Origin of the sequence: Mediterraneibacter sp. 210702-DFI.5.30, assembly GCF_020560115.1 — a bacterium.
In the GTDB taxonomy this organism is placed as follows: Bacteria; Bacillota; Clostridia; order Lachnospirales; family Lachnospiraceae; genus Mediterraneibacter; species Mediterraneibacter faecis.
The window spans coordinates 203,606-222,511 of sequence record NZ_JAJCME010000006.1 but is presented as its reverse complement, the minus strand read 5'-3'; the positions used below and the strand labels follow the sequence as shown (position 1 = coordinate 222,511).

At 42.3% G+C, this 18,906-nt stretch carries 22 protein-coding genes and 2 pseudogenes; 20 read left to right on the top strand and 4 right to left on the bottom strand.

The window, feature by feature from the left end:
- The 5 genes from LI126_RS08770 to LI126_RS08750 all read left to right on the top strand — a co-directional run.
- The coding region (locus LI126_RS08770) for a heavy metal translocating P-type ATPase (RefSeq protein ID WP_227165218.1) at positions 1–2,044 on the top strand (2,044 nt) is incomplete at its 5' end.
- A 16-nt stretch (positions 2,045–2,060) separates the two neighbouring features.
- Positions 2,061–2,579: a DUF6921 family protein gene (locus LI126_RS08765; protein ID WP_008703789.1), complete on the top strand. Its 519-nt coding sequence runs from the start codon at positions 2,061–2,063 to the stop codon at positions 2,577–2,579.
- 10 nt (positions 2,580–2,589) lie between these two features.
- A complete protein-coding gene (locus LI126_RS08760) occupies positions 2,590–3,129 on the top strand; it encodes a pilus assembly protein PilX (RefSeq protein ID WP_226865872.1) in 540 nt (179 codons plus the stop codon).
- On the top strand, positions 3,126–4,670 hold the full coding sequence (locus LI126_RS08755; protein ID WP_226865873.1) for an FAD-binding protein: 1,545 nt from the start codon (positions 3,126–3,128) through the stop codon (positions 4,668–4,670). Before LI126_RS08760 ends, LI126_RS08755 begins: the two co-directional genes overlap by 4 nt.
- Positions 4,667–5,377, top strand: a complete 711-nt coding sequence (locus LI126_RS08750) for a succinate dehydrogenase/fumarate reductase iron-sulfur subunit (RefSeq protein ID WP_330634071.1) — start codon at positions 4,667–4,669, stop codon at positions 5,375–5,377. The genes LI126_RS08755 and LI126_RS08750 overlap by 4 nt, the downstream gene beginning before the upstream one ends.
- A gap of 177 nt (positions 5,378–5,554) precedes the next feature.
- Here the strand turns inward: LI126_RS08750 and LI126_RS08745 are convergent.
- Positions 5,555–5,911: pseudogene (locus LI126_RS08745) on the bottom strand (transposase); the annotation flags it as partial.
- 245 nt (positions 5,912–6,156) lie between these two features.
- Positions 6,157–6,363: a DUF6219 family protein gene (locus LI126_RS08740; RefSeq protein ID WP_008688150.1), complete on the bottom strand. Its 207-nt coding sequence runs from the start codon at positions 6,361–6,363 to the stop codon at positions 6,157–6,159.
- Between the two features lie 333 nt (positions 6,364–6,696).
- Here LI126_RS08740 and LI126_RS08735 point away from each other — a divergent pair, with 333 nt between their 5' ends.
- The 14 genes and pseudogenes from LI126_RS08735 to LI126_RS08675 all read left to right on the top strand — a co-directional run bounded on the left by LI126_RS08735 (position 6,697) and on the right by LI126_RS08675 (position 16,273).
- A complete protein-coding gene (locus LI126_RS08735; RefSeq protein ID WP_227165217.1) occupies positions 6,697–7,104 on the top strand; it encodes a Fur family transcriptional regulator in 408 nt (135 codons plus the stop codon).
- Positions 7,068–7,226: pseudogene (locus LI126_RS15900) on the top strand (rubredoxin-like domain-containing protein); the annotation flags it as partial. The gene LI126_RS08735 and the pseudogene LI126_RS15900, both read left to right, overlap by 37 nt.
- Before the next feature lie 42 nt (positions 7,227–7,268).
- The gene (gene rbr / locus LI126_RS08730) at positions 7,269–7,811 is read left to right on the top strand and encodes a rubrerythrin (RefSeq protein WP_055156848.1); all 543 of its coding nucleotides are present in this window, start codon (positions 7,269–7,271) and stop codon (positions 7,809–7,811) included.
- A gap of 15 nt (positions 7,812–7,826) precedes the next feature.
- The gene (locus LI126_RS08725; RefSeq protein WP_226865876.1) at positions 7,827–8,783 is read left to right on the top strand and encodes an L-lactate dehydrogenase; all 957 of its coding nucleotides are present in this window, start codon (positions 7,827–7,829) and stop codon (positions 8,781–8,783) included.
- 27 nt (positions 8,784–8,810) lie between these two features.
- Entirely contained in the window at positions 8,811–9,185 is a 375-nt protein-coding gene (locus tag LI126_RS08720; protein WP_226862033.1) for a desulfoferrodoxin family protein, read from the top strand.
- Positions 9,186–9,279: 94 nt separating this feature from the next.
- Positions 9,280–9,438: a rubredoxin gene (locus LI126_RS08715; protein WP_054751241.1), complete on the top strand. Its 159-nt coding sequence runs from the start codon at positions 9,280–9,282 to the stop codon at positions 9,436–9,438.
- Positions 9,439–9,658: 220 nt separating this feature from the next.
- Positions 9,659–10,549 (top strand): Fic family protein, encoded by an 891-nt coding sequence (locus tag LI126_RS08710; RefSeq protein WP_117826299.1) that lies wholly within the window; start codon positions 9,659–9,661, stop codon positions 10,547–10,549.
- Between the two features lie 28 nt (positions 10,550–10,577).
- Positions 10,578–10,784, top strand: coding sequence for a hypothetical protein (locus LI126_RS08705; protein WP_226865877.1), 207 nt, complete (start codon positions 10,578–10,580; stop codon positions 10,782–10,784).
- A 29-nt stretch (positions 10,785–10,813) separates the two neighbouring features.
- Positions 10,814–11,491 (top strand): response regulator transcription factor, encoded by a 678-nt coding sequence (locus LI126_RS08700; protein WP_226865930.1) that lies wholly within the window; start codon positions 10,814–10,816, stop codon positions 11,489–11,491.
- Positions 11,484–12,383, top strand: a complete 900-nt coding sequence (locus tag LI126_RS08695; protein ID WP_227165216.1) for a sensor histidine kinase — start codon at positions 11,484–11,486, stop codon at positions 12,381–12,383. Before LI126_RS08700 ends, LI126_RS08695 begins: the two co-directional genes overlap by 8 nt.
- Before the next feature lie 135 nt (positions 12,384–12,518).
- On the top strand, positions 12,519–13,190 hold the full coding sequence (locus tag LI126_RS08690; RefSeq protein ID WP_055145372.1) for an ABC transporter ATP-binding protein: 672 nt from the start codon (positions 12,519–12,521) through the stop codon (positions 13,188–13,190).
- Positions 13,191–13,205: 15 nt separating this feature from the next.
- Positions 13,206–15,662 carry an ABC transporter permease gene (locus tag LI126_RS08685; protein WP_227165215.1) on the top strand — a complete coding sequence of 819 codons (2,457 nt, stop codon included), beginning with the start codon at positions 13,206–13,208 and terminating at the stop codon, positions 15,660–15,662.
- A gap of 27 nt (positions 15,663–15,689) precedes the next feature.
- Complete coding sequence (locus LI126_RS08680) at positions 15,690–15,851, top strand: hypothetical protein (protein ID WP_227165214.1); 162 nt, start codon at positions 15,690–15,692, stop codon at positions 15,849–15,851.
- Between the two features lie 137 nt (positions 15,852–15,988).
- Positions 15,989–16,273, top strand: coding sequence for a hypothetical protein (locus LI126_RS08675; protein WP_015529291.1), 285 nt, complete (start codon positions 15,989–15,991; stop codon positions 16,271–16,273).
- Between the two features lie 40 nt (positions 16,274–16,313).
- Here LI126_RS08675 and LI126_RS08670 read toward each other — a convergent pair whose 3' ends face one another.
- Both LI126_RS08670 and LI126_RS08665 read right to left on the bottom strand, forming a co-directional pair.
- A complete protein-coding gene (locus LI126_RS08670) occupies positions 16,314–16,778 on the bottom strand; it encodes a low molecular weight protein-tyrosine-phosphatase (RefSeq protein WP_118173927.1) in 465 nt (154 codons plus the stop codon).
- Positions 16,779–16,829: 51 nt separating this feature from the next.
- The gene (locus tag LI126_RS08665; RefSeq protein ID WP_226875680.1) at positions 16,830–17,537 is read right to left on the bottom strand and encodes a J domain-containing protein; all 708 of its coding nucleotides are present in this window, start codon (positions 17,535–17,537) and stop codon (positions 16,830–16,832) included.
- Positions 17,538–17,696: 159 nt separating this feature from the next.
- Between LI126_RS08665 and LI126_RS08660 the strand changes: the two genes are divergently transcribed.
- Positions 17,697–18,854, top strand: a complete 1,158-nt coding sequence (locus LI126_RS08660) for a D-alanyl-D-alanine carboxypeptidase family protein (protein ID WP_081019556.1) — start codon at positions 17,697–17,699, stop codon at positions 18,852–18,854.
- The last annotated feature ends 52 nt before the right edge of the window (positions 18,855–18,906 follow it).

The following is an 18,906-nucleotide window of genomic DNA, read 5'->3' as shown; positions in this document are numbered from 1 at the left end:
TGGAGTGCAATCCTCAGTGGTAAATCTGATGAAGCAGACGCTTACAATCAATGTTGCTCAGACAGCCGCAGATACGATAGCCAGTCAGATTGAAACGATTGTTCATAGCCATGAGCCAGACGTGGAAGTTTCTGAAATTGTACAGGAATCTTATATACCGGAAAAAAAGCAGGAGGCCAATGAATCCTATAACAATGAGGATAAGAAGTTGACAGTTCGTTTAGCGACTGGTGCAGCAATCTATGCCATTGGTATGGCATTGACTGTTTTTGCGAAAGTGCCACTGCCTATCGAGTTAGCTTTTCTCATTGTTTCTTATGTTATTCTTGGTGGAGATGTTGTATGGCAGGCTGTGAGGAACATTTCAAAGGGGCGTGTATTTGATGAACATTTTTTGATGAGTGTTTCTACGATTGGGGCTTTTGTCATTGGTGAATATCCAGAAGCAGTTGCTGTTATGCTATTCTATCAGGTAGGTGAATTTTTTCAGTCATTGGCTGTTAAGCGTTCCAGAAAATCTATATCAGACTTAATGGATATACGTCCAGATTCTGCTACAGTAAGAAGAAATGGGGAATTGATTACCATATCTCCAGAAAATGTCTCCATTGGTGAGATTATTATTGTAAAGCCTGGTGAAAAAATTCCATTAGACGGTGTGGTATTGGATGGAGATTCTATGCTGGATACAAGGGCCTTAACAGGAGAATCAGTTCCGAGAAGTGTTCATAAAGGAGACGAAGCACTTTCCGGTTGTATGAATCAGACGGGTGTCTTAATGATTAAGACAACAAAAGCATTTGGTGAATCTACGGCTTCAAAGATTATTGATCTTGTGGAAAATGCGTCAAGCCGAAAAGCACCAACAGAAAATTTTATTACTACATTTGCACGTTATTATACACCTGTGGTTGTAATCTTAGCAGCTTTTCTGGCGATTCTGCCACCGATCATTCTTGGTGGAGGCTGGACAGAGTGGATTCGCAGAGGATTTGTTTTCCTTGTGGTATCTTGTCCATGTGCATTGGTTATTTCAATCCCGCTGACTTTCTTCGGCGGCATTGGTGCAGCATCTAAACGAGGTGTTCTTGTAAAAGGAAGCAATTATTTAGAGGCACTTAATAATGTCAGCGTTATTGTGTTCGATAAAACCGGAACACTTACAAAAGGTGTTTTCAATGTGACGGATATTTTGCCTGCAAATGGATTTTCAAAAGAACAGGTTCTGGAGTATGCGGCAGAGGCAGAGAGTTTTTCTAACCATCCTATTGCAAAATCCATTCTTGCTGCTTATGGAAAAGAAATTGACCAATCAGTTATCTCTGATTACAAGGAAATTTCCGGATATGGAATCAGTGCCATGGCAGGAAAGAAGAAAGTTTATGCTGGCAATACGAAACTTATGGATACAGAATGTATAGAGTACACAACCTGTGAAAACGCAGGTACAAAAGTTTATTTGGCGGTAGATGGTCAATATACAGGATGTATTTTGATAACAGATGAAGTGAAGCCGGACAGTAAAAAAGCAATTTCTGACCTGAAACATATCGGCGTGGAAAAAACAGTCATGCTTACCGGTGATGATGAAAAAATTGGGAAGTCCGTTGCAGAAGAATTGCAGTTGGATGAATATTATGCACAGCTGCTTCCTGACCAAAAAGTGGAAAAGGTTGAGCTTTTAGACAGTAAAAAGAGACAGGGAAGCAAATTAGCTTTTGTTGGTGATGGTATCAATGACGCTCCTGTCCTTGCTCGTGCGGATGTTGGTATCGCAATGGGTGGTCTTGGTTCAGATGCGGCCATTGAAGCTGCGGATGTGGTTCTGATGACAGATGAACCATCTAAGCTGGTGGATGCGATTGATGTGGCAAAAGCGACAAAGCAAATTGTCATGCAGAATATAGTGATTGCCCTTGGAATTAAGAGTGTGTTCCTGATCCTTGGTGCTCTGGGTATAGCTGGAATGTGGGAAGCTGTATTTGGTGATGTAGGCGTTACCATAATTGCTGTTTTGAACGCAATGAGAATTTTGAAAAAATAGGAAATGAGGTGGAAATGTGAAACGAAAACTGATTCTGTTAGTTGTTACGATTGTTTTTCTTGTAGGTTTTGGTGTCATTTTACATTCACCGCCTTCTATGATTGATGCAGTCACAGGAGCAACACCGAAGTCAAAAAAGGCGGCTCAAGCCTCCGCACAGTTGGAAGGCTCTTATGTTCTCGGTATTAATATGATGTCAGATGGTCTCGACAACGAGAACACCCGGAATAAATTAAAAGAATTGGCACTGGACGATTCGGAAACAAATGAAACAGATCTCATGAAAACGGACATTAGTTTTCGGTTATATGTATCTGAGACGGATTATCCGCTTGTCAGTTATGCTAAGAAACTCTGTGACAGGTTGAAACAGGCCGGTTTTTCCGTAGATCTGAAAGAGTACAGTAACACAATGATGCTATCAAGAGTGGTAAGTGGAAAGTATGATGTATTCCTGGCATCGGATGATTTTATTGACGTTACAACGCTAACACAGATGGACTATATGATCATGGATAGCGAAGAAATGAGGTGAGCGGGAATTTATGAGAAAATGGAATACGATTTTGTCTGTTTTAATGCTTCTCATTTTTATGATTCATGGAATCATGGGCAGCTTTATGCTGAACGGAGTTGGAAGTAGTGCAGGGAAACTTCTTGCATGGATTGGTGTTGGTATTCTTGTTGTGCATACGATGATTGGTGTCATCCTGACAGTTCAGAGTTTACAGACAGCGAAGCAATCAGGAAAAATGTATCTGAAACAGAACGCCATATTTTGGGCGAGACGAGCCAGTGGGATGGCAATACTGATTCTGCTGTTATTCCATATTGGCTTGTTTGGAAAGGTGCAGAATGGGACATATATTTTGTTCCCTTTTACAACGGTAAAGATGGTAACTCAGCTTTTGTTCGTAGCGGCAATCTTTGTTCATATTTTTATCAATATACGCCCATTGCTAGTATCACTGGGAATCCTTAGTTATAAAGAACGAAGGAGCGATATTTATTTGATCCTTTCGGTGATTCTTCTTTTTATAGCGGGAGCGGTTATTTTATATTATATTGGGTGGCAATATCTATGAGTAAGACAATTATTATTATAGGTGCTGGACTGGCAGGACTTTCAGCGGCTTTGCAGGCAGCGGAAAATGGATGCAATGTAAAACTGGTTTCCTTCCTTCCGTCAGAGCGGGCACAGTCTGTTATGGCGGAGGGCGGTATCAACGCAGCTTTGAATACAAAAGATGAAAACGACAGTCCCGAAGAACATTTTACAGATACAATAAAGGCAGCATGTGGTCTGGCAGATCCAAATGCAGTTTGGGGAATGACACAGGCAGCACCGGAGCTGGTGCACTGGCTGCTAAAACTTGGAGTTAAATTTAACATGAGTGGCTATGATGATGTGGATCTGCGGAATTTTGGCGGGCAGAAAAAGAAACGGACTGCTTTTGCACAGAGCGATACCGGGAAGCAGATCATGACAGCTATGATAGACGCTGTTCGCAGGAAAGAAGCATCTGGTATGGTAGAACGGTTCAGCCATCATTCTTTCCTAACACTTCGTCTGTGTGGCAATATTTGTTGTGGCTGCGTAATCAGGGATGAATACAGTCAGGAGACTGTGGAATTACCGGGGGATGCGGTTATTGTTGCCACCGGTGGTATGCACGGATTGTTTGGAAATACAACGGGTTCGCTGAGCAATACAGGAGAAGTCACCGCAGAATTGTTCCGGCTTGGTGTTCCTCTGGCAAATGGCGAGATGATCCAGTACCATCCGACAACTGTGAAATGTGGTGGAAAACGCATGCTCATCAGCGAGGCGGCCAGAGGGGAAGGTGGCAGGTTGTTTGCTATGAAAGATGGAAAACAATGGTATTTCATGGAGGAAAAATACCCGGAGCTTGGAAATCTGATGCCACGAGATATTACCGCCAGAGAGATATGGAAGGTCAGCCATGAATCAGAGGTATTTCTTGACATGACGGAAATATCGGAGGAGATTATTTCAAATAAGCTATCTGGTCTGGCAGACGATTGTATGACCTATCTGCATAAAGATATACGAAAGGAACCGGTGTCTGTTTTACCGGGAATTCACTATTTTATGGGAGGCATTCTGGTGGATGAGCAGCACAGAACGCCGATTCAGAATCTTTACGCTGCCGGAGAATGCTGTGCCCAATATCATGGTGCCAACCGTCTTGGTGGAAATTCTCTGTTAGGAGCGTTATACGGAGGACGTGTTGCGGCAAAATCAGCATGTGAACAGGCAGATGTAGTAGATCTATCTTGTGCGACACAGATAGATTTTCCACCAACGTCTCAAATTTCAGAAATAAAGCAATTAAACAAAGTGATGCAGGATACTATGGGCGTTGTCAGAAATGAGAATACGTTGTTAAATGGGATTCAAACGGTACAAGCGCTGACAGGAAATCTTCCATTGCTTGGCATGGCAGTTCTAAAGAGTGCTCTTGCAAGAAAAGAAAGCCGTGGTGCACACTGGCGGGAGGATTATCCGAAGAGCAATGACGATGATTACCTTAAAACAACGGTAGCCAGATTTGATGGAAAGCAGATACAGATTTCCTTTGTACCTGTTCCAGAAAGGCGGTGATTCACTTGGTATATAAAATAAGAATCAGGCGGCAGGAGAGTCAGAAATCAGACAGTTATTGGCAGGAATTTGAGTTTGACGGAAGCAAAAACAGCTCTGTTGCCAATGTTCTAAAGGAATTGAACAGCAGAACTCCTTTGAAAGATAACTCAGGAACTATAGTTACTCCCATCAGCTGGGAATGTAGCTGTATGGTGCGAAAATGTGGGGCTTGCGCCATGCTGATTAACGAACGTCCGAGGCTGGCATGCTCTACATTTCTACATACGTTAAAAGGTTCTACAATCACCTTGGAACCTTTAAGCAAATTTCCGCTTGTAAGAGATTTGATCGTTGACCGGTCAATTCTGTTTGAAAATTTGAAAAAACTGAATCTTTGGCTTGAAAGTGAAGCTTATATGAATCCGTGGACACATGAACCGAGATACCAGTCGGCACGCTGTCTGATGTGTGGCTGCTGCCTTGAAGTGTGTCCTAACTTCTCTGCAAATGGGACTTTCGCAGGCGCTGTTGCTGCAGTCAACGCATTTCGGATTCTGAATGAAGAACAGGAAAGCACTCATTTGAATGAGATTTCTGCTGAATATAAGAAGAAATATTTTGAGGGATGCGGGAAGTCGTTATCTTGTCATGATATTTGTCCGATTGGTCTGCCTGTGGAAGAACTGCTTGTAAGGTCGAATGCAGCGGCTGTTTGGGGCAAATAAAATGGATGATAAAAGCTATAATGAATGTATGAAGAGGGTGTCGCAAAATCATCAGATTAGATGATAGAGTGATGCCCTCGCTCTATCATATGTAAAAAAATCGGAAAGAATCTTTTGAACTGTTGATTCTTTCCAATTTTTTGCGTACTTTAATAAAGCTACCAGTTTTTCGCCTTTTTATGCGGTTTCTTTTACTGGAAATAGGTGGCTTCCTGTTCGCTCATTCTGTATTTTTGCATGCAACTTATTCAAATTATATCCCATACACAATAAAAGAATCTCCAGTTTCACTTTGGTTTTCCCACGAAGCAGAAATCTTTGGAATTCATAGTCATTTTTTAGAACTCCGAATGCTCCCTCCACTTGTTGTATCGAGCGATTCATCCGGTATAAGATTCCCTTTTCGCTTAAAATATTTTCACTATCTACACCAATCTGCACGTTATATCCCGGCTTTAGCTGTGCATTTCTCATGTGATCATCTTTCATGTGCATAAACGTAGCGTCTGGATCTGTTTTACAATAATTATTCCTTCCCTGAAAACTGGCTGTATGCCAGTCATAAACAGTCTGGCGTTCTATAAAACAGCATATCTTCTGAATATCGTATGTTCTGGTTTCTTTCGATACACTGAAAGACTGTAGGTACTCCCGGTTTAGCAGAGCGACCGCTTCCTGTGTTTTTAGGCATAAAAATGGAGCTATTGCTCCATAGATTGATTACTCATCTATTTTGCAACAGCCCCTTTGTCTTTGATGAATAAAGGTCAATTTTTTATTTAACTATTCTCACTATTATTTGATTCAGTGATTTTTTTCTTCTTTGGAGAAACCAGTTTGTGACCGGAATAAATGGACATGCCCATACAAAGCAATGAAGAATAGGCAAAGTATTTATGTGCAGTCATAGATTTTTTGATTCCAGAATAAATGCATCCCAACATACAGAAAAGTGCGCCTAAGGACCAGTATTTATGTGATTTCATGATTTGATACCTCCTGTGATTTAACTGATTCAATCATAACGCTTTTTTTACGTAAATGCAAAGAAAAACTTTGAATATAGTTCTATAGAATTAGAACTTGGTTTTGCGATTCTGTATATTTAAGATATCCACAAGTATACTAAATTCAGAATGATTATTCGTTCTGGAGGAGGTGTTACGATGTATTTGAACGCGAAATAAAATAGTTATTCAGGTAAAAGATGCTCAGTTTGGCAGTTTTTATAATAATGAGAATTATTACTATTTTTATTGACAACCGTATAATAGTGGTATATAATCCTTATTAAGAACTAATCCTAATAAGGAGGACAAATGACAAGTAGGAGAAATACCATTCAAAAAGATCTTGTAAGAAATACCGTATACGAAATGAGAAGACACGTTACGGCAAATGAAGTGTATGAATTTATAAAAGAAGCATATCCAGCAATTGGAAAAGGAACTGTATATAGAAATCTTGATATATTGGTAGAGGAAGGTGCATTAAGGAAGGTTGAAGTTCCGGATGGACCGAACCGATTTGATTTTACATTGAAAAATCATTACCATGTAAGATGTATAAAGTGCGGTGAAGTTTTTGATGTGGATATGGATCCAATACCGGATTTGCTGGAAAGAATTCATAACACTCATGGAATTGAATTTGTGGATTATGATATTTCATTTAAAGGCATTTGCCCGAAATGCAGGGAGAAGGTAAAGGAGGAACAGCATGGATAGCTGTGACAGTTACTAAAACAGAGGACAGTCAGACAATATGGCGTTGCAGAATTTGCGGATATGAATATGTAGGCGAGGAATTACCAGATGACTTTATATGTCCTTTGTGCAAGCACCCGGCATCAGATTTTGAAAAAGTAGTAAAGAAAACGGAGGTAAAAGAGATGGCAGCAAACAAATATGCAGGAACACAGACAGAGAAGAATTTACAGGAGGCATTTGCAGGGGAATCACAGGCAAGAAATAAGTATACCTTTTTTGCTTCTGTAGCAAAAAAGGAAGGTTACGAGCAGATGTCAGCATTGTTTTTAAAGACTGCAGATAATGAGAAAGAACATGCAAAGATGTGGTTCAAGGAATTAGCAGGAATTGGTGATACAAAGGAAAACCTGGCGGCAGCGGCAGAAGGCGAAAATTATGAGTGGACAGATATGTATGAAGGCTTTGCTAAAACAGCTGAGGAAGAAGGATTCCCTGAGCTTGCAGCAAAATTCAGGGCAGTAGGTGAGATTGAGAAGCACCATGAGGAAAGATATCGTGCACTTCTTAAGAATATTGAAACTGCACAGGTATTTGAAAAGAGCGAAGTTAAGGTATGGGAATGCCGTAACTGCGGACATATTGTGGTAGGAACTAAGGCGCCTGAAGTATGCCCGGTATGTAATCATCCACAGAGCTATTTTGAAGTACATGAAGAGAATTATTAAGGAGATGAGATTATTATGAAGAAGAAAGTGATTAATTCAAAAAAAGCAGTAATGATAGGCTGTGGCTTTGTTGGTTCTGCATCGGTATTTGCTCTGATGCAGAGTGGCTTGTTTACAGAGATTGTCCTTATCGATGCAGATAAGAACAAGGCAGAAGGAGAAGCGATGGATATCAGTCATGGTATTCCATTTGCGAGTCCGATGAAAATATATGCCGGAGATTATGATGATGTGGCTGATGCTGCAATTGTTGTCATATCTGCCGGAGCGGGACAGAAACCGGGAGAGACAAGGCTTGATCTCGTAAATAAAAATGTAGCAATATTTAAGTCAATCATTCCTGAAATAACAAAGAGAAATTTTGCAGGTATCATGCTTGTAGTTGCGAATCCGGTAGATATCCTGACTCAGGTAGCCATAAAGTTATCAGGACTTCCAGAAAACAGGGTTATTGGATCGGGTACTGTGTTAGATAGTGCCAGATTAAGATATAAGCTTGGTGAGCATTTATCTGTGGACAGCAGAAGCGTTCATGCATTTATAGTAGGTGAGCATGGAGACAGCGAAGTTGTAGCATGGTCATCAGCCAATGTATCTGGTGTTCCATTAAGTGAAATGTGTGAAATGCGTGGACATTACAAGCACAAGGAAAACACGGCAGAAATAGCTACAGCAGTCAAGAACAGTGCGTATGAGATCATAAACAAAAAGCACGCTACTTATTATGGAATTGCAATGTCTGTAAAAAGAATCTGCGAAGTGATTATGAGAGATGAAAAATCAATACTTCCTGTATCACACATGATTCATGGAGTATATGATATTGACGGAGTATCGTTAAGTATGCCAGCTATTGTAGGTGCAGATGGTATTGAGTCTGATATACCTATTAATTTAAGTGGCGAAGAAGCGTTAAAGCTTAAGGAATCTGCAGATTCATTGAAAAAGATTATGGAGACAATTGAATTATAAATTTTACACATGGACGGAGAAAAAGACATGGAAGTAAGGTACTGTATCTGTAAGCATTGTGGAAACATTGTTGAAAAGGTAAAGGATAAGGGTGTACCTGTAATTTGTTGCGGAGAACCTATGCAGGAATTAAAAGCTGGAGTGACAGATGCTGCTGTTGAGAAGCATGTACCTGTATATACGGTAGAAGGCAGTCATGTTCATGTCGTGGTCGGAGAGACAAAACATCCAATGCTTGAAGAACATTTCATTGAGTGGATTACATTAAATACAAACCAGGGAATATACAGAAAACAGTTAAATCCAGGTCAGGAGCCGGTAGCGGATTTTTGCCTCTGCGATGGAGAATATGTAGAAGAAGTATACGCATACTGCAATCTTCATGGGTTCTGGAAATGCTAAAAACACTTGATATTCATGCTAAGATTACAAAACAATTCAGATACAACAGTAATATATGCTGTGTATTAATATATTTATAAGGAGGAACAAACTAATGAAATATGTATGTGACGTTTGCGGATGGGAATATGATGAAGAGGAAGGTTATCCTGATGGTGGTATTGCACCAGGAACAAAGTGGGAGGATGTTCCGGAAGATTTTGAATGCCCATTATGTAATGTTGGAAAAGATCAGTTTTCAGAAGTTGAATAGAAGCCTAATCTTGTGTTAAATACGGATGGATAAACCAAAGGGGCTGTCGGAAGCATATTTACCGACAGCCCCTTTCTATATCCGGAAGCGCCATTTCCTATGTCGGCAAAAAGAACAGAAATCGATCTTGGAATGTGTTGGTATTTTTGCCGATGATGTGATATACTATGTAATAGATTAACGTAGTTTTTTGGATAGATTTTATGGCGGAGGATCATAGATGCGATATCTTTCAGTTACTGAAATAGCGAAAAAGTGGGATGTGTCCGAGCGCAGTGTTAGAAATTACTGTGCTCATGGACGCGTAAACGGTGCATTTCTTACCGGCAAGACCTGGAACATTCCTGAGAATGCAGAGAAGCCGGAGCGTTCCAATAAAAAGAAAGAGCAGCCAATTATATTGCTGGATATTCTACAGGAGCAGAAGGCAAGTATGTATTCCGGTGGTATTTACCATAAGACACAGATTGACTTAACATATAACTCCAATCATATTGAAGGCAGCCGCCTGACCCACGATCAGACCAGATATATCTTTGAAACCAACACCATCGGTGTAGAAAAAGATGTGCTGAATGTGGACGATGTGATTGAAACAGCAAATCACTTCCGGTGTATTGATATGATTATTGATAATGCAAAGGCAGCTCTGACAGAGAAGTTTATCAAAGAACTTCATCTGATCTTGAAGAGCAGTACCAGTAATTCCAGAAAAGATTGGTTTGCTGTAGGCGATTATAAAAAGATGCCGAATGAAGTCGGTGGCATGGATACTGCACTTCCGGAAGAAGTTGCAGATAAAATGAAAGCGCTGCTTACAGAGTACAACGGAAAAGAAGAAAAGACTTTTGAAGATATCCTCGACTTCCATGTGAAGTTTGAGAGAATCCATCCGTTCCAGGATGGAAACGGCCGTGTAGGCAGATTGATTATGTTTAAGGAATGTCTGAAATATAATATCGTGCCGTTCATTATCGAGGACAATCTGAAGATGTTCTACTACCGTGGACTGAAAGAGTGGAACAATGAGAAAGGTTATTTGACAGATACCTGTCTGACCGCACAGGATAAGTATAAGGCGTATTTGGATTATTTTAGAATTGCATATTAAACGTGATTCAAAGTGAAAAATTTGCGCTTTGAGAAATGATAAAGTTGAACAGGTATATGAAAAACTGGAAAAACAGATAAATCATCAGCCGCTTTCTGAGTTGTTTGGTCTTTTTGCTGTTACTAATGCGGAAAAAGTAATTCTTGAGCGTATTCAGGAAAAACAGGGACAGATAAAAGAATATTTAAAGAATATTATGGCTGAAATAGCTCTGATAATAAGGAGGAGCGAATGATAGATATAGAAAAAATGGGAGTGAGATATATGGAGCAATTACTGATTGTTGAAGATGATATCGGTTTGAATCAAGGGTTATGCAAAGCGCTGAAGGCAGATGCTCGGCAGATCATTTCCTGTCAAGACCTAAAAACGGCGAAGGAGCAGCTACTTTGCGGCGGTGTATCCCTGATCCTGTTGGATATCAATCTGCCGGATGGCAGTGGGCTTGAGTTGCTCCGGGAGATCAAGGAAAACATGCCCGGGATTCCTGTTATTCTGCTGACTGCCAATGATACTGATTTGGACATCGTAGACGGATTGGAGAGAGGCGCTGATGATTACATTACCAAGCCTTTTTCTCTTTCGGTTTTGCGGGCAAGGGTGAATACCCAACTGCGAAAGCAAGCGTCAAGCCATAAAAATGCGCCGATTTGTATTGATCTTTTTCAATTTGACTTTGAGGCGATGACCTTTTATGCGGGAGATTTAAAAGTGGAATTGAGTAAAACAGAACAAAAATTACTGCGCCTGCTTGTTGAAAACCGAGGTCGAACCATGGCACGTGGAGACCTTGTAGACCGGATCTGGACAGATGGCGCAGAATATGTGGATGAAAATGCTTTGTCTGTTACGATCAAGCGTCTGAGGGATAAGCTTGGTGCACAGAAATACATTAAAACCGTCTATGGAATCGGTTATAGCTGGGTGACAAAAGATGAATAGAACCGGCATTGTGATCATACTGCTGTGTTTTCTGGTGGCGGTAGCTGTTGTATTATGGGAGCGGAGAAAGGCCAGAAAAACGATGGAAGAAATCGAAAGGATGCTGGATGCTGCCATGACCGGCTCCTTTTCTGAAACCAATTTTGATGAAAGCCGGCTGTCTGCTTTAGAAACAAAGTTTGCACACTATCTTTCTGCCGCAGAAGCATCTTCTCGAAATGTAGCGCAGGAAAAAGACAAAATCAAATCCTTGATTGCGGACATTTCCCACCAGACGAAAACGCCGATAGCAAATCTGCTGTTATACAGTGAGCTTTTAATGGAGGAAGCGCTGCCTGTATCGGCGAAGGCAAATGTCGAGGCGCTGTACAAACAATCGGAAAAGCTGCGATTTTTGATTGATTCTCTCGTAAAGCTTTCCAGACTGGAAAACGGGATCATTTCACTTGCCCCTCAGCAAGCAGCGCTACAGCCACTGCTTGAAAGCGTAGTAGAACAATATACCGCCAAGGCTTCTGAAAAAGGATTGTCTTTGCAACTGCAGGATACCGATGCTTTTGCTGTATTCGACTTCAAATGGACAGCGGAAGCGCTGGCTAATATCGTAGACAATGCCATTAAATATACGGAGCATGGCACAATCAGGATTTCTGCCGTAAGTTACGAAATGTTTGCAAGGATCGATATATCGGATACTGGCACAGGCATTTCGGAAAGTGAGCAAGCGAAGATATTTGCTCGCTTTTACCGCTCAAATAGTGTGCAGAAACAAGAAGGTGTGGGCATTGGCTTATATCTTGCCCGATCGATCATATCCGGCGAGGGCGGTTATATCAAGGTTGCTTCCGTTCTGGGAAAAGGAAGTGCGTTTTCCATATTTCTGCCGAAATAACAACAATTCTTTCAAAACTGTTAGATTTTTTTGCGCCCTCGCAAGAATGTGGAAAGAATTCTATGCGATAATCTGTATGTGTAAAAGGATCATTTCCTTTCATACATGCAGATTTTTTCATGGAGGTACTCATTTATGGAAGTTTTACAGGCAAAAGACCTGAAAAAGATTTATGGCTCCGGCAATAACACAGTTCATGCGTTGGATGGAGTTGATTTAAGTGTGAAGAAGGGCGAATTTGTTGCAATTGTCGGCACGTCCGGCTCCGGAAAATCCACGTTGTTGCACATGCTGGGCGGGTTGGATCGCCCTACAAGCGGTACGGTCATGGTGGACGGACAGGATATTTTCTCCCTGAAGGAGGAAGCGCTGACTATCTTCCGCCGCAGAAAAATCGGCTTTGTATTTCAGAGCTACAATCTTGTTCCGGTGCTGAATGTATATGAAAATATCATTTTACCCATTGAACTGGATGGTGGAAAGGTAAACAAGAATTTTGTGCAGCAGATCGTGCAGACGCTTGGACTGAGCGACCGCTTGGATGCGCTGCCAAATCAGCTCTCAGGCGGTCAGCAGCAGCGTGTGGCAATCGCTCGTGCTTTGGCGGCAGCACCCGCTATCATTCTGGCAGATGAACCGACAGGTAATCTGGATTCCAAAACCAGCCAGGATGTATTGAGTCTTTTGAAAGTCACAAGTCAAAAATTCGCCCAGACAATCGTAATGATCACTCACAACGAAGAAATTGCGCAGATGGCAGACCGCATTATCCGTATCGAAGATGGTCGGATCGTCTCAGAGAACTAACGGGAGGTGACTACGATGAATGTCAAAAACAGAAAATGTATTCGAAAGCTCAGCTTAAAATCTCTTTATGCGAACCGTCGCCGCAATCTGATCGCTATTTTTGCCATTGCGCTGACAACGCTGCTATTTACTTCCATGTTCACCATTGTCTTGTCACTGAACGCCAGCTATGAAACCTACCAGTTTCGGCAGGTAGGCGGCTATGCACACGGCACCTTTAAGGATGTTTCCCCCGAGCAGGCGGAACGCATCGCTGCCCACCCAAAGGTGAAGGCTACGGGGGTACGGAAGGTAATCGGTATCACTGCGGAGGGGGTCTTTGCCAAAATACCGGCAGAGATCAGCTACATGGATGCCAACTGTACCAAATGGAGCTATGCCACCCCAACTACCGGGCGGATGCCCGAAAGCGGCAAAGAGGTGGCTATGGATACGACAGCGTTGCAGCTGCTTGGTGTGACACCGGAACTGGGCGCCGAGGTCACGGTTTCCTATTCCATTACGGACAAGGATCAAACCGCCTTTACTGTGACAGATACCTTTACGCTGGTAGGCTATTGGGACTATGATGAACTAATACCTGTTCACTACATCAACATCAGCCGTGATTACGCAGATGACATCGAAGCGCAGGCAGTGAAAACAGGGTTACAGCCTTTCCGCACCGATTTGAATGTCATGCTGGCCTCCGGCACAAATATTCAAGGGCAGATGGAGCAGGTGGATACCGATCTTGGCTACACCTGGGACAGCTATATTGATCCCAACAGCGTCCGGATCGGCGTCAATTGGGGATATACCTCATCCCAGCTGGAGTCGCAGCTCGATCCAGAGCTGATAATTGCCATAGCAGCTTTTTTGCTGCTGGTGATTTTCACGGGGTATCTTATCATCTATAACATTTTTCAGATCTCTGTTGCAGGGGATATCCGGTTTTACGGACTTCTGAAAACCATTGGCACAACGCCCCGGCAGCTCAAACGCATCATTCGCCAGCAGGCACTTCTGCTTTGTCTGATCGGCATTCCGGCGGGGCTGCTACTGGGCTACGGCATCGGTGCTGTTCTGATGCCTATTGTCTTGCGCTCCACCCAGTTGGATGCAGGCATCACCACCATCAGCACTTCGCCTGTGATCTTCCTTGGTTCCATGCTGTTTGCCCTGTTGACGGTGCTCTTGTCCTGTTCCAAGCCTGGAAAAATGGCAGCCAAGGTCTCTCCGGTGGAGGCTATCAAATATACGGATGCAATGCAGACTAAGAAAAAACAGCGCAGCACCCGGGGAGCCAAGCTCCATCAGATGGCCTTTGCCAATCTGGGACGAAACAAGAAAAAGACGGTGCTGGTGGTGTTGTCTCTGGCACTGTCGGTGACACTGTTCAATGCGCTGTGTGCCTTTGTGGGAGGCTTCAGCATGGAGAAGTATGTATCCTCCATGACCTGCGCCGATTTTATCGTCAGCACTCCCGACTATTTCCGTTTCAACCCGGCAGATGAATTCATCACGCCAGAACAGATCGAGGAGATCGCAGCAAACACAAAGGCCAGTCTTTCCGGCACGGGATATGCTGTGCGAAAAAACGCATACCTGTGGATGACGGAGGATGCTCTGCGGCAGAACTATGCAAGGTACGAAAGCGCCGAGCAGTTAGACAGCCATATGAGCCGCATGGAGCACCGGGGGAATATGGTGATGGGAGATAGCAGAATCGAGGCTCTGGATAACAGCCTGTTTGACAAGCTGCAAGTGTTTGATGGAGATATTTCTCCTATGTTGAAGCCGGGCAATAACGCGATTGCCATTGCGGTTTCTTTGGATGATTACGGCAATCTGCCCAATCCTGAATCCTACCCCGAGGTTGGAGACACGATCACGGCTACTTATGCGGATGATGTGAAATATATCGACAGCCGCACCGGAGAACTCTGCACCGAAGATACACCGGAGGAGTACCTTCAGGCAAAATTGTATGGAGCCAGAGATGTAGAGTACACGGTATGCGCTTTGGTAGAACTTCCGTATTCCATGGGTTATCGTTATGGTGGTGATGGCTATGATGCAGTTTTGTCTGTGGACACCGCACAGAGGGACAGCGGTGGTGCGACCATTCCGATGCTCTACCTGTTCGACACAGCGGACGACGCTGATGAGGCCGAAGCAGAGCAATATCTATCGAAGCTCACTGCCGGTGAGTTTTCACCCTTGATGTATGAAAGCAAGGCCACAGCTCGCTCTGAGTTTGCTCAGTTCCGGCAGATGTTCCTTCTGATCGGTGGTATCCTCTGTGCTATCATCGGACTGGTGGGACTCTTAAATTTCTTCAACGCCATGATGACCGGTATTCTTTCCCGCCGCCGTGAATTTGCTGTGCTTCAGGCTGTAGGAATGACGAACCGGCAGCTCAAAACCATGCTGATCTACGAAGGATTGTTTTACGCAATGTCTTCCGTAGCGGCGGCCTTTATTCTGTAGCTGGCGGTGGAACCTCTTGCAGGGAAAATGCTGGGCAGTATGTTCTGGTTCTTTGAGTATCAGTTCACCGTTCTGCCTGTCCTGCTGACAATTCCGGTATTTCTTCTGCTGGGGTTGCTGATCCCCTGCATGATGTATGACAATGCAGCAAAATGCAGCGTTGTAGAGCAATTAAGGGATGCTCAATAACTGTTAAACCAAGGGTTGGAAGGCATAGACGGTTAGAAAATAACCCACGGGATTTTATGCAGATATTACATGTAAATATAGATGATTTTTTGGACGTAACATGATAGAATGGTTACAACAAAAAAAGGAGAACACCCATGAAACCAAGAACAGAAATCAGCATGCAGCTCTACAATCTGATGATGGAACGAGGTTATCCGGAGAATTTATGTGATCTTGTCACCAGAAATCTGAATACCGATTATACAGCAACAAGAATGATCGGATATTTATCTCATTATTCTGATTTGCCGGATGTAGAAGTTGTGGATGAAATGCTTGCTATTTTAAGTGACCGTAACGAGCTTATCAAGAAAAAAGAATCTGAACAGGCACAGGCCAGGATCAGTGAGATTTACAGATTTGGATTAGATATTAAATGATAGTTGAATAGATAAGAGGGAGCAAAATCTGCCCCCTCGATTATTTTTGCTCTAAAATATAAGCCAATAAAGCGTCGCATCCTTCATTTACATCTCTGTAAGTTGCATCAAAATTCCCAGTATACCAGGGATCTGCGATATCAGCACCTTTCCGTGATGTGTAATCTAAAAGCTTAGAAACCTTACCGTCCGGATCACCTTTAAGCATGCGGTTAAGATATTTTATATTAATCGAATCCATACCTATGATATAATCGAAATTATCATAATCGGAAAATGTAATCTGTTTTGCACGATGTGGTACTAAAGGAATTCCAACTTCTTTTAGTTTGTTTACTGTACCTCTATGCGGTGGATTCCCGATTTCTTCTGTGCTTGTCGCAAAACTGTCTATTACAAACTGATCACTCAACCCTTTTTCTTTTACCTTATAGGTAAACACGCTTTCGCTTAAAGTTGATCTGCAAATATTCCCCCAACATACAAATGCTACTCTTATTTTCATGATGTACCTCATTCTTCTAATAAATATACTGGAAATATTTCTCCCTGTCTCTTATGCTTCCAATGCATAGGAAAGAAGCTTTTTCAAATTGTGATGGAACTGACGTTTATATGCATGCAGTTTTTTCTTCTCAGAAACGGAATAGTGTTTCTCCACGTAGATATCATATCGTTTGAACAAACTTCGGAAATCTGTATCCTGTCTTTGTCCCCAACGGACCAGTACCCAGTTCATGGCATCTATATTCCAGTATTCGCTTGGAATTCCTGCCATTTTCAATGTGGTAATCTGACGCATTGCCTGCATGGAAAGGCGGCTGAGCTGGCGTTCACGGTGCATCTCATCCGGATCATTTTTCCCAAGCTTTTTCATTAATTTTTGAGAGAGTGTCTTTGTCCTGGAAGCACGTTCCATTACACGAACACTTTGATCAATGATATCCTGGAGCTGCACTGCTGCATTCCAGTAAGTCACGAAAGAAACGGATTCTTTCTCATCTTCCGGCGTAAGTTTAAATGTCTTAAAAACACGGTCTGTAACTCCAAAAATTTCCAGATTATAAGCTTTTCTTTTCGCCGGATTAGAAAGAACCCGGTAGGCTTCCAGAATCTCCTGCATAAAAGCAGTTGTATCTATATCTTTATGCATATTGGCATCCGGATGGTAGACCTTAGCCAATGCATTTTTTGCTGAAGTAATTTCTTCCAGAGTCGCATCTCTGGATACACCTAAGATATCGTAATAAGTGCGTGAGCTCATTTTGACCTCCTAATATTAGATTCCATTTTTCTGAAATCACAGAAAATGGACAGTACCTCTAATATACGCCTGTAAAATTGAAAAGTCAATTCTCTCCAGACATATTTCCCCACCATCGCTACTATACTGGTAAAAGAATAGTCCATGGGGGAATTGCAGATGAAGAAAGGTTTTACAGTGATTCTGCTGAGTGTTTTTCTGCTGTATAGGATTACATCTCCGACAAGTGTAGTCCACGCGGAAGAAGTAGAAATAAGTGCGCCGTCTGGTATTCTTATGGAAATGTCTACGGGAACGGTTTTATTTGAAAAAGATGCAGATACTGCACGGCCACCGGCAAGTGTTACAAAGATCATGACAATGCTGTTAATCTTTGATGCATTAGAAAATGGAACTATATCACTTGATGATGAAGTGTCAACTTCCGAGTATGCAGCTTCTATGGGAGGATCTCAAGTATTCCTGGAACCTGGAGAGATGCAGACGGTAGGTACGCTGCTAAAATGCATTTCTGTCGCAAGCGCAAACGATGCATGTGTAACTATGAGTGAATGTATCTGCGGTAATGAACAAGAATTTGTAAAACAAATGAATGAGCGGGCAAAAGGACTTGGAATGAAACATACAAACTTCGTAAACTGCAACGGATTAGATGCAGATGGTCATGAGATGAGTGCCAGAGACATTGCACTCATGTCGCGGGAACTGATGACCAGATATCCGCAGATAAAGGACTACTGTACGGTCTGGATGGAAAATATCACGCATACAACTGCCCGTGGTTCTTCAGAATTTGGCCTGACGAATACAAATAAGCTGATCCGGCAGTACGAATATGCCACTGGTCTGAAAACCGGATCCACCGGAAAGGCAAAGTTCTGTGTATCGGCAACGGCAAGTAAGAATGGTGTGGATCTGATCGCAGTAATTATGGGCGCTGAAGATTCAAAAAGCCGTTTTAAGGATGCGGTAACCTTATTGAATTATGGATTTGGGAAATGTCAGATTTATAAAGCAAAAGAACGGAAACTGCCAGTAGTTCTGGTGAAAGGTGGCAAAGAAGATCATCTAAAGATTCAATATGAGGAAGGATTTACTTATGTAGATACAGAAGGATCCGATTTATCGAAAGTCGAAGAAGTAACAGAAATTCCAGATGAAGTAAAAGCACCTGTGAAAAAAGGGGAAACAGTTGGTCGGATTTGTTATCGGATAAATGGGAAAGAAATTGGATCCGTAAATCTGATTGCTTCAACACCTGTGGAAAAGGCAGATTTTGGAGATTATCTAAAAAAGATTTGGAAGAAATTATTATAACACTTGTCGGGAACATGGAAAATGTTTTATAATAAAGGGTACGAATGCGGGT

Coding starts and splice junctions, on each gene's coding strand:
- LI126_RS08725 (WP_226865876.1), top strand. CDS start 7,827: ATGAAGAAGAAAGTGATTAATTCAAAAAAAGCAGTAATGATAGGCTGT.
- LI126_RS08695 (WP_227165216.1), top strand. CDS start 11,484: ATGAATAGAACCGGCATTGTGATCATACTGCTGTGTTTTCTGGTGGCG.
- LI126_RS08700 (WP_226865930.1), top strand. CDS start 10,814: ATGGAGCAATTACTGATTGTTGAAGATGATATCGGTTTGAATCAAGGG.
- LI126_RS08670 (WP_118173927.1), bottom strand. CDS start 16,778: ATGAAAATAAGAGTAGCATTTGTATGTTGGGGGAATATTTGCAGATCA.
- LI126_RS08740 (WP_008688150.1), bottom strand. CDS start 6,363: ATGAAATCACATAAATACTGGTCCTTAGGCGCACTTTTCTGTATGTTG.
- LI126_RS08675 (WP_015529291.1), top strand. CDS start 15,989: ATGAAACCAAGAACAGAAATCAGCATGCAGCTCTACAATCTGATGATG.
- LI126_RS08760 (WP_226865872.1), top strand. CDS start 2,590: ATGAGAAAATGGAATACGATTTTGTCTGTTTTAATGCTTCTCATTTTT.
- LI126_RS08715 (WP_054751241.1), top strand. CDS start 9,280: ATGAAATATGTATGTGACGTTTGCGGATGGGAATATGATGAAGAGGAA.
- LI126_RS08720 (WP_226862033.1), top strand. CDS start 8,811: ATGGAAGTAAGGTACTGTATCTGTAAGCATTGTGGAAACATTGTTGAA.
- LI126_RS08755 (WP_226865873.1), top strand. CDS start 3,126: ATGAGTAAGACAATTATTATTATAGGTGCTGGACTGGCAGGACTTTCA.
- LI126_RS08680 (WP_227165214.1), top strand. CDS start 15,690: ATGCTGGGCAGTATGTTCTGGTTCTTTGAGTATCAGTTCACCGTTCTG.
- LI126_RS08710 (WP_117826299.1), top strand. CDS start 9,659: ATGCGATATCTTTCAGTTACTGAAATAGCGAAAAAGTGGGATGTGTCC.
- LI126_RS08690 (WP_055145372.1), top strand. CDS start 12,519: ATGGAAGTTTTACAGGCAAAAGACCTGAAAAAGATTTATGGCTCCGGC.
- rbr (WP_055156848.1), top strand. CDS start 7,269: ATGGCAGCAAACAAATATGCAGGAACACAGACAGAGAAGAATTTACAG.
- LI126_RS08735 (WP_227165217.1), top strand. CDS start 6,697: ATGACAAGTAGGAGAAATACCATTCAAAAAGATCTTGTAAGAAATACC.
- LI126_RS08685 (WP_227165215.1), top strand. CDS start 13,206: ATGAATGTCAAAAACAGAAAATGTATTCGAAAGCTCAGCTTAAAATCT.
- LI126_RS08660 (WP_081019556.1), top strand. CDS start 17,697: ATGAAGAAAGGTTTTACAGTGATTCTGCTGAGTGTTTTTCTGCTGTAT.
- LI126_RS08665 (WP_226875680.1), bottom strand. CDS start 17,537: ATGAGCTCACGCACTTATTACGATATCTTAGGTGTATCCAGAGATGCG.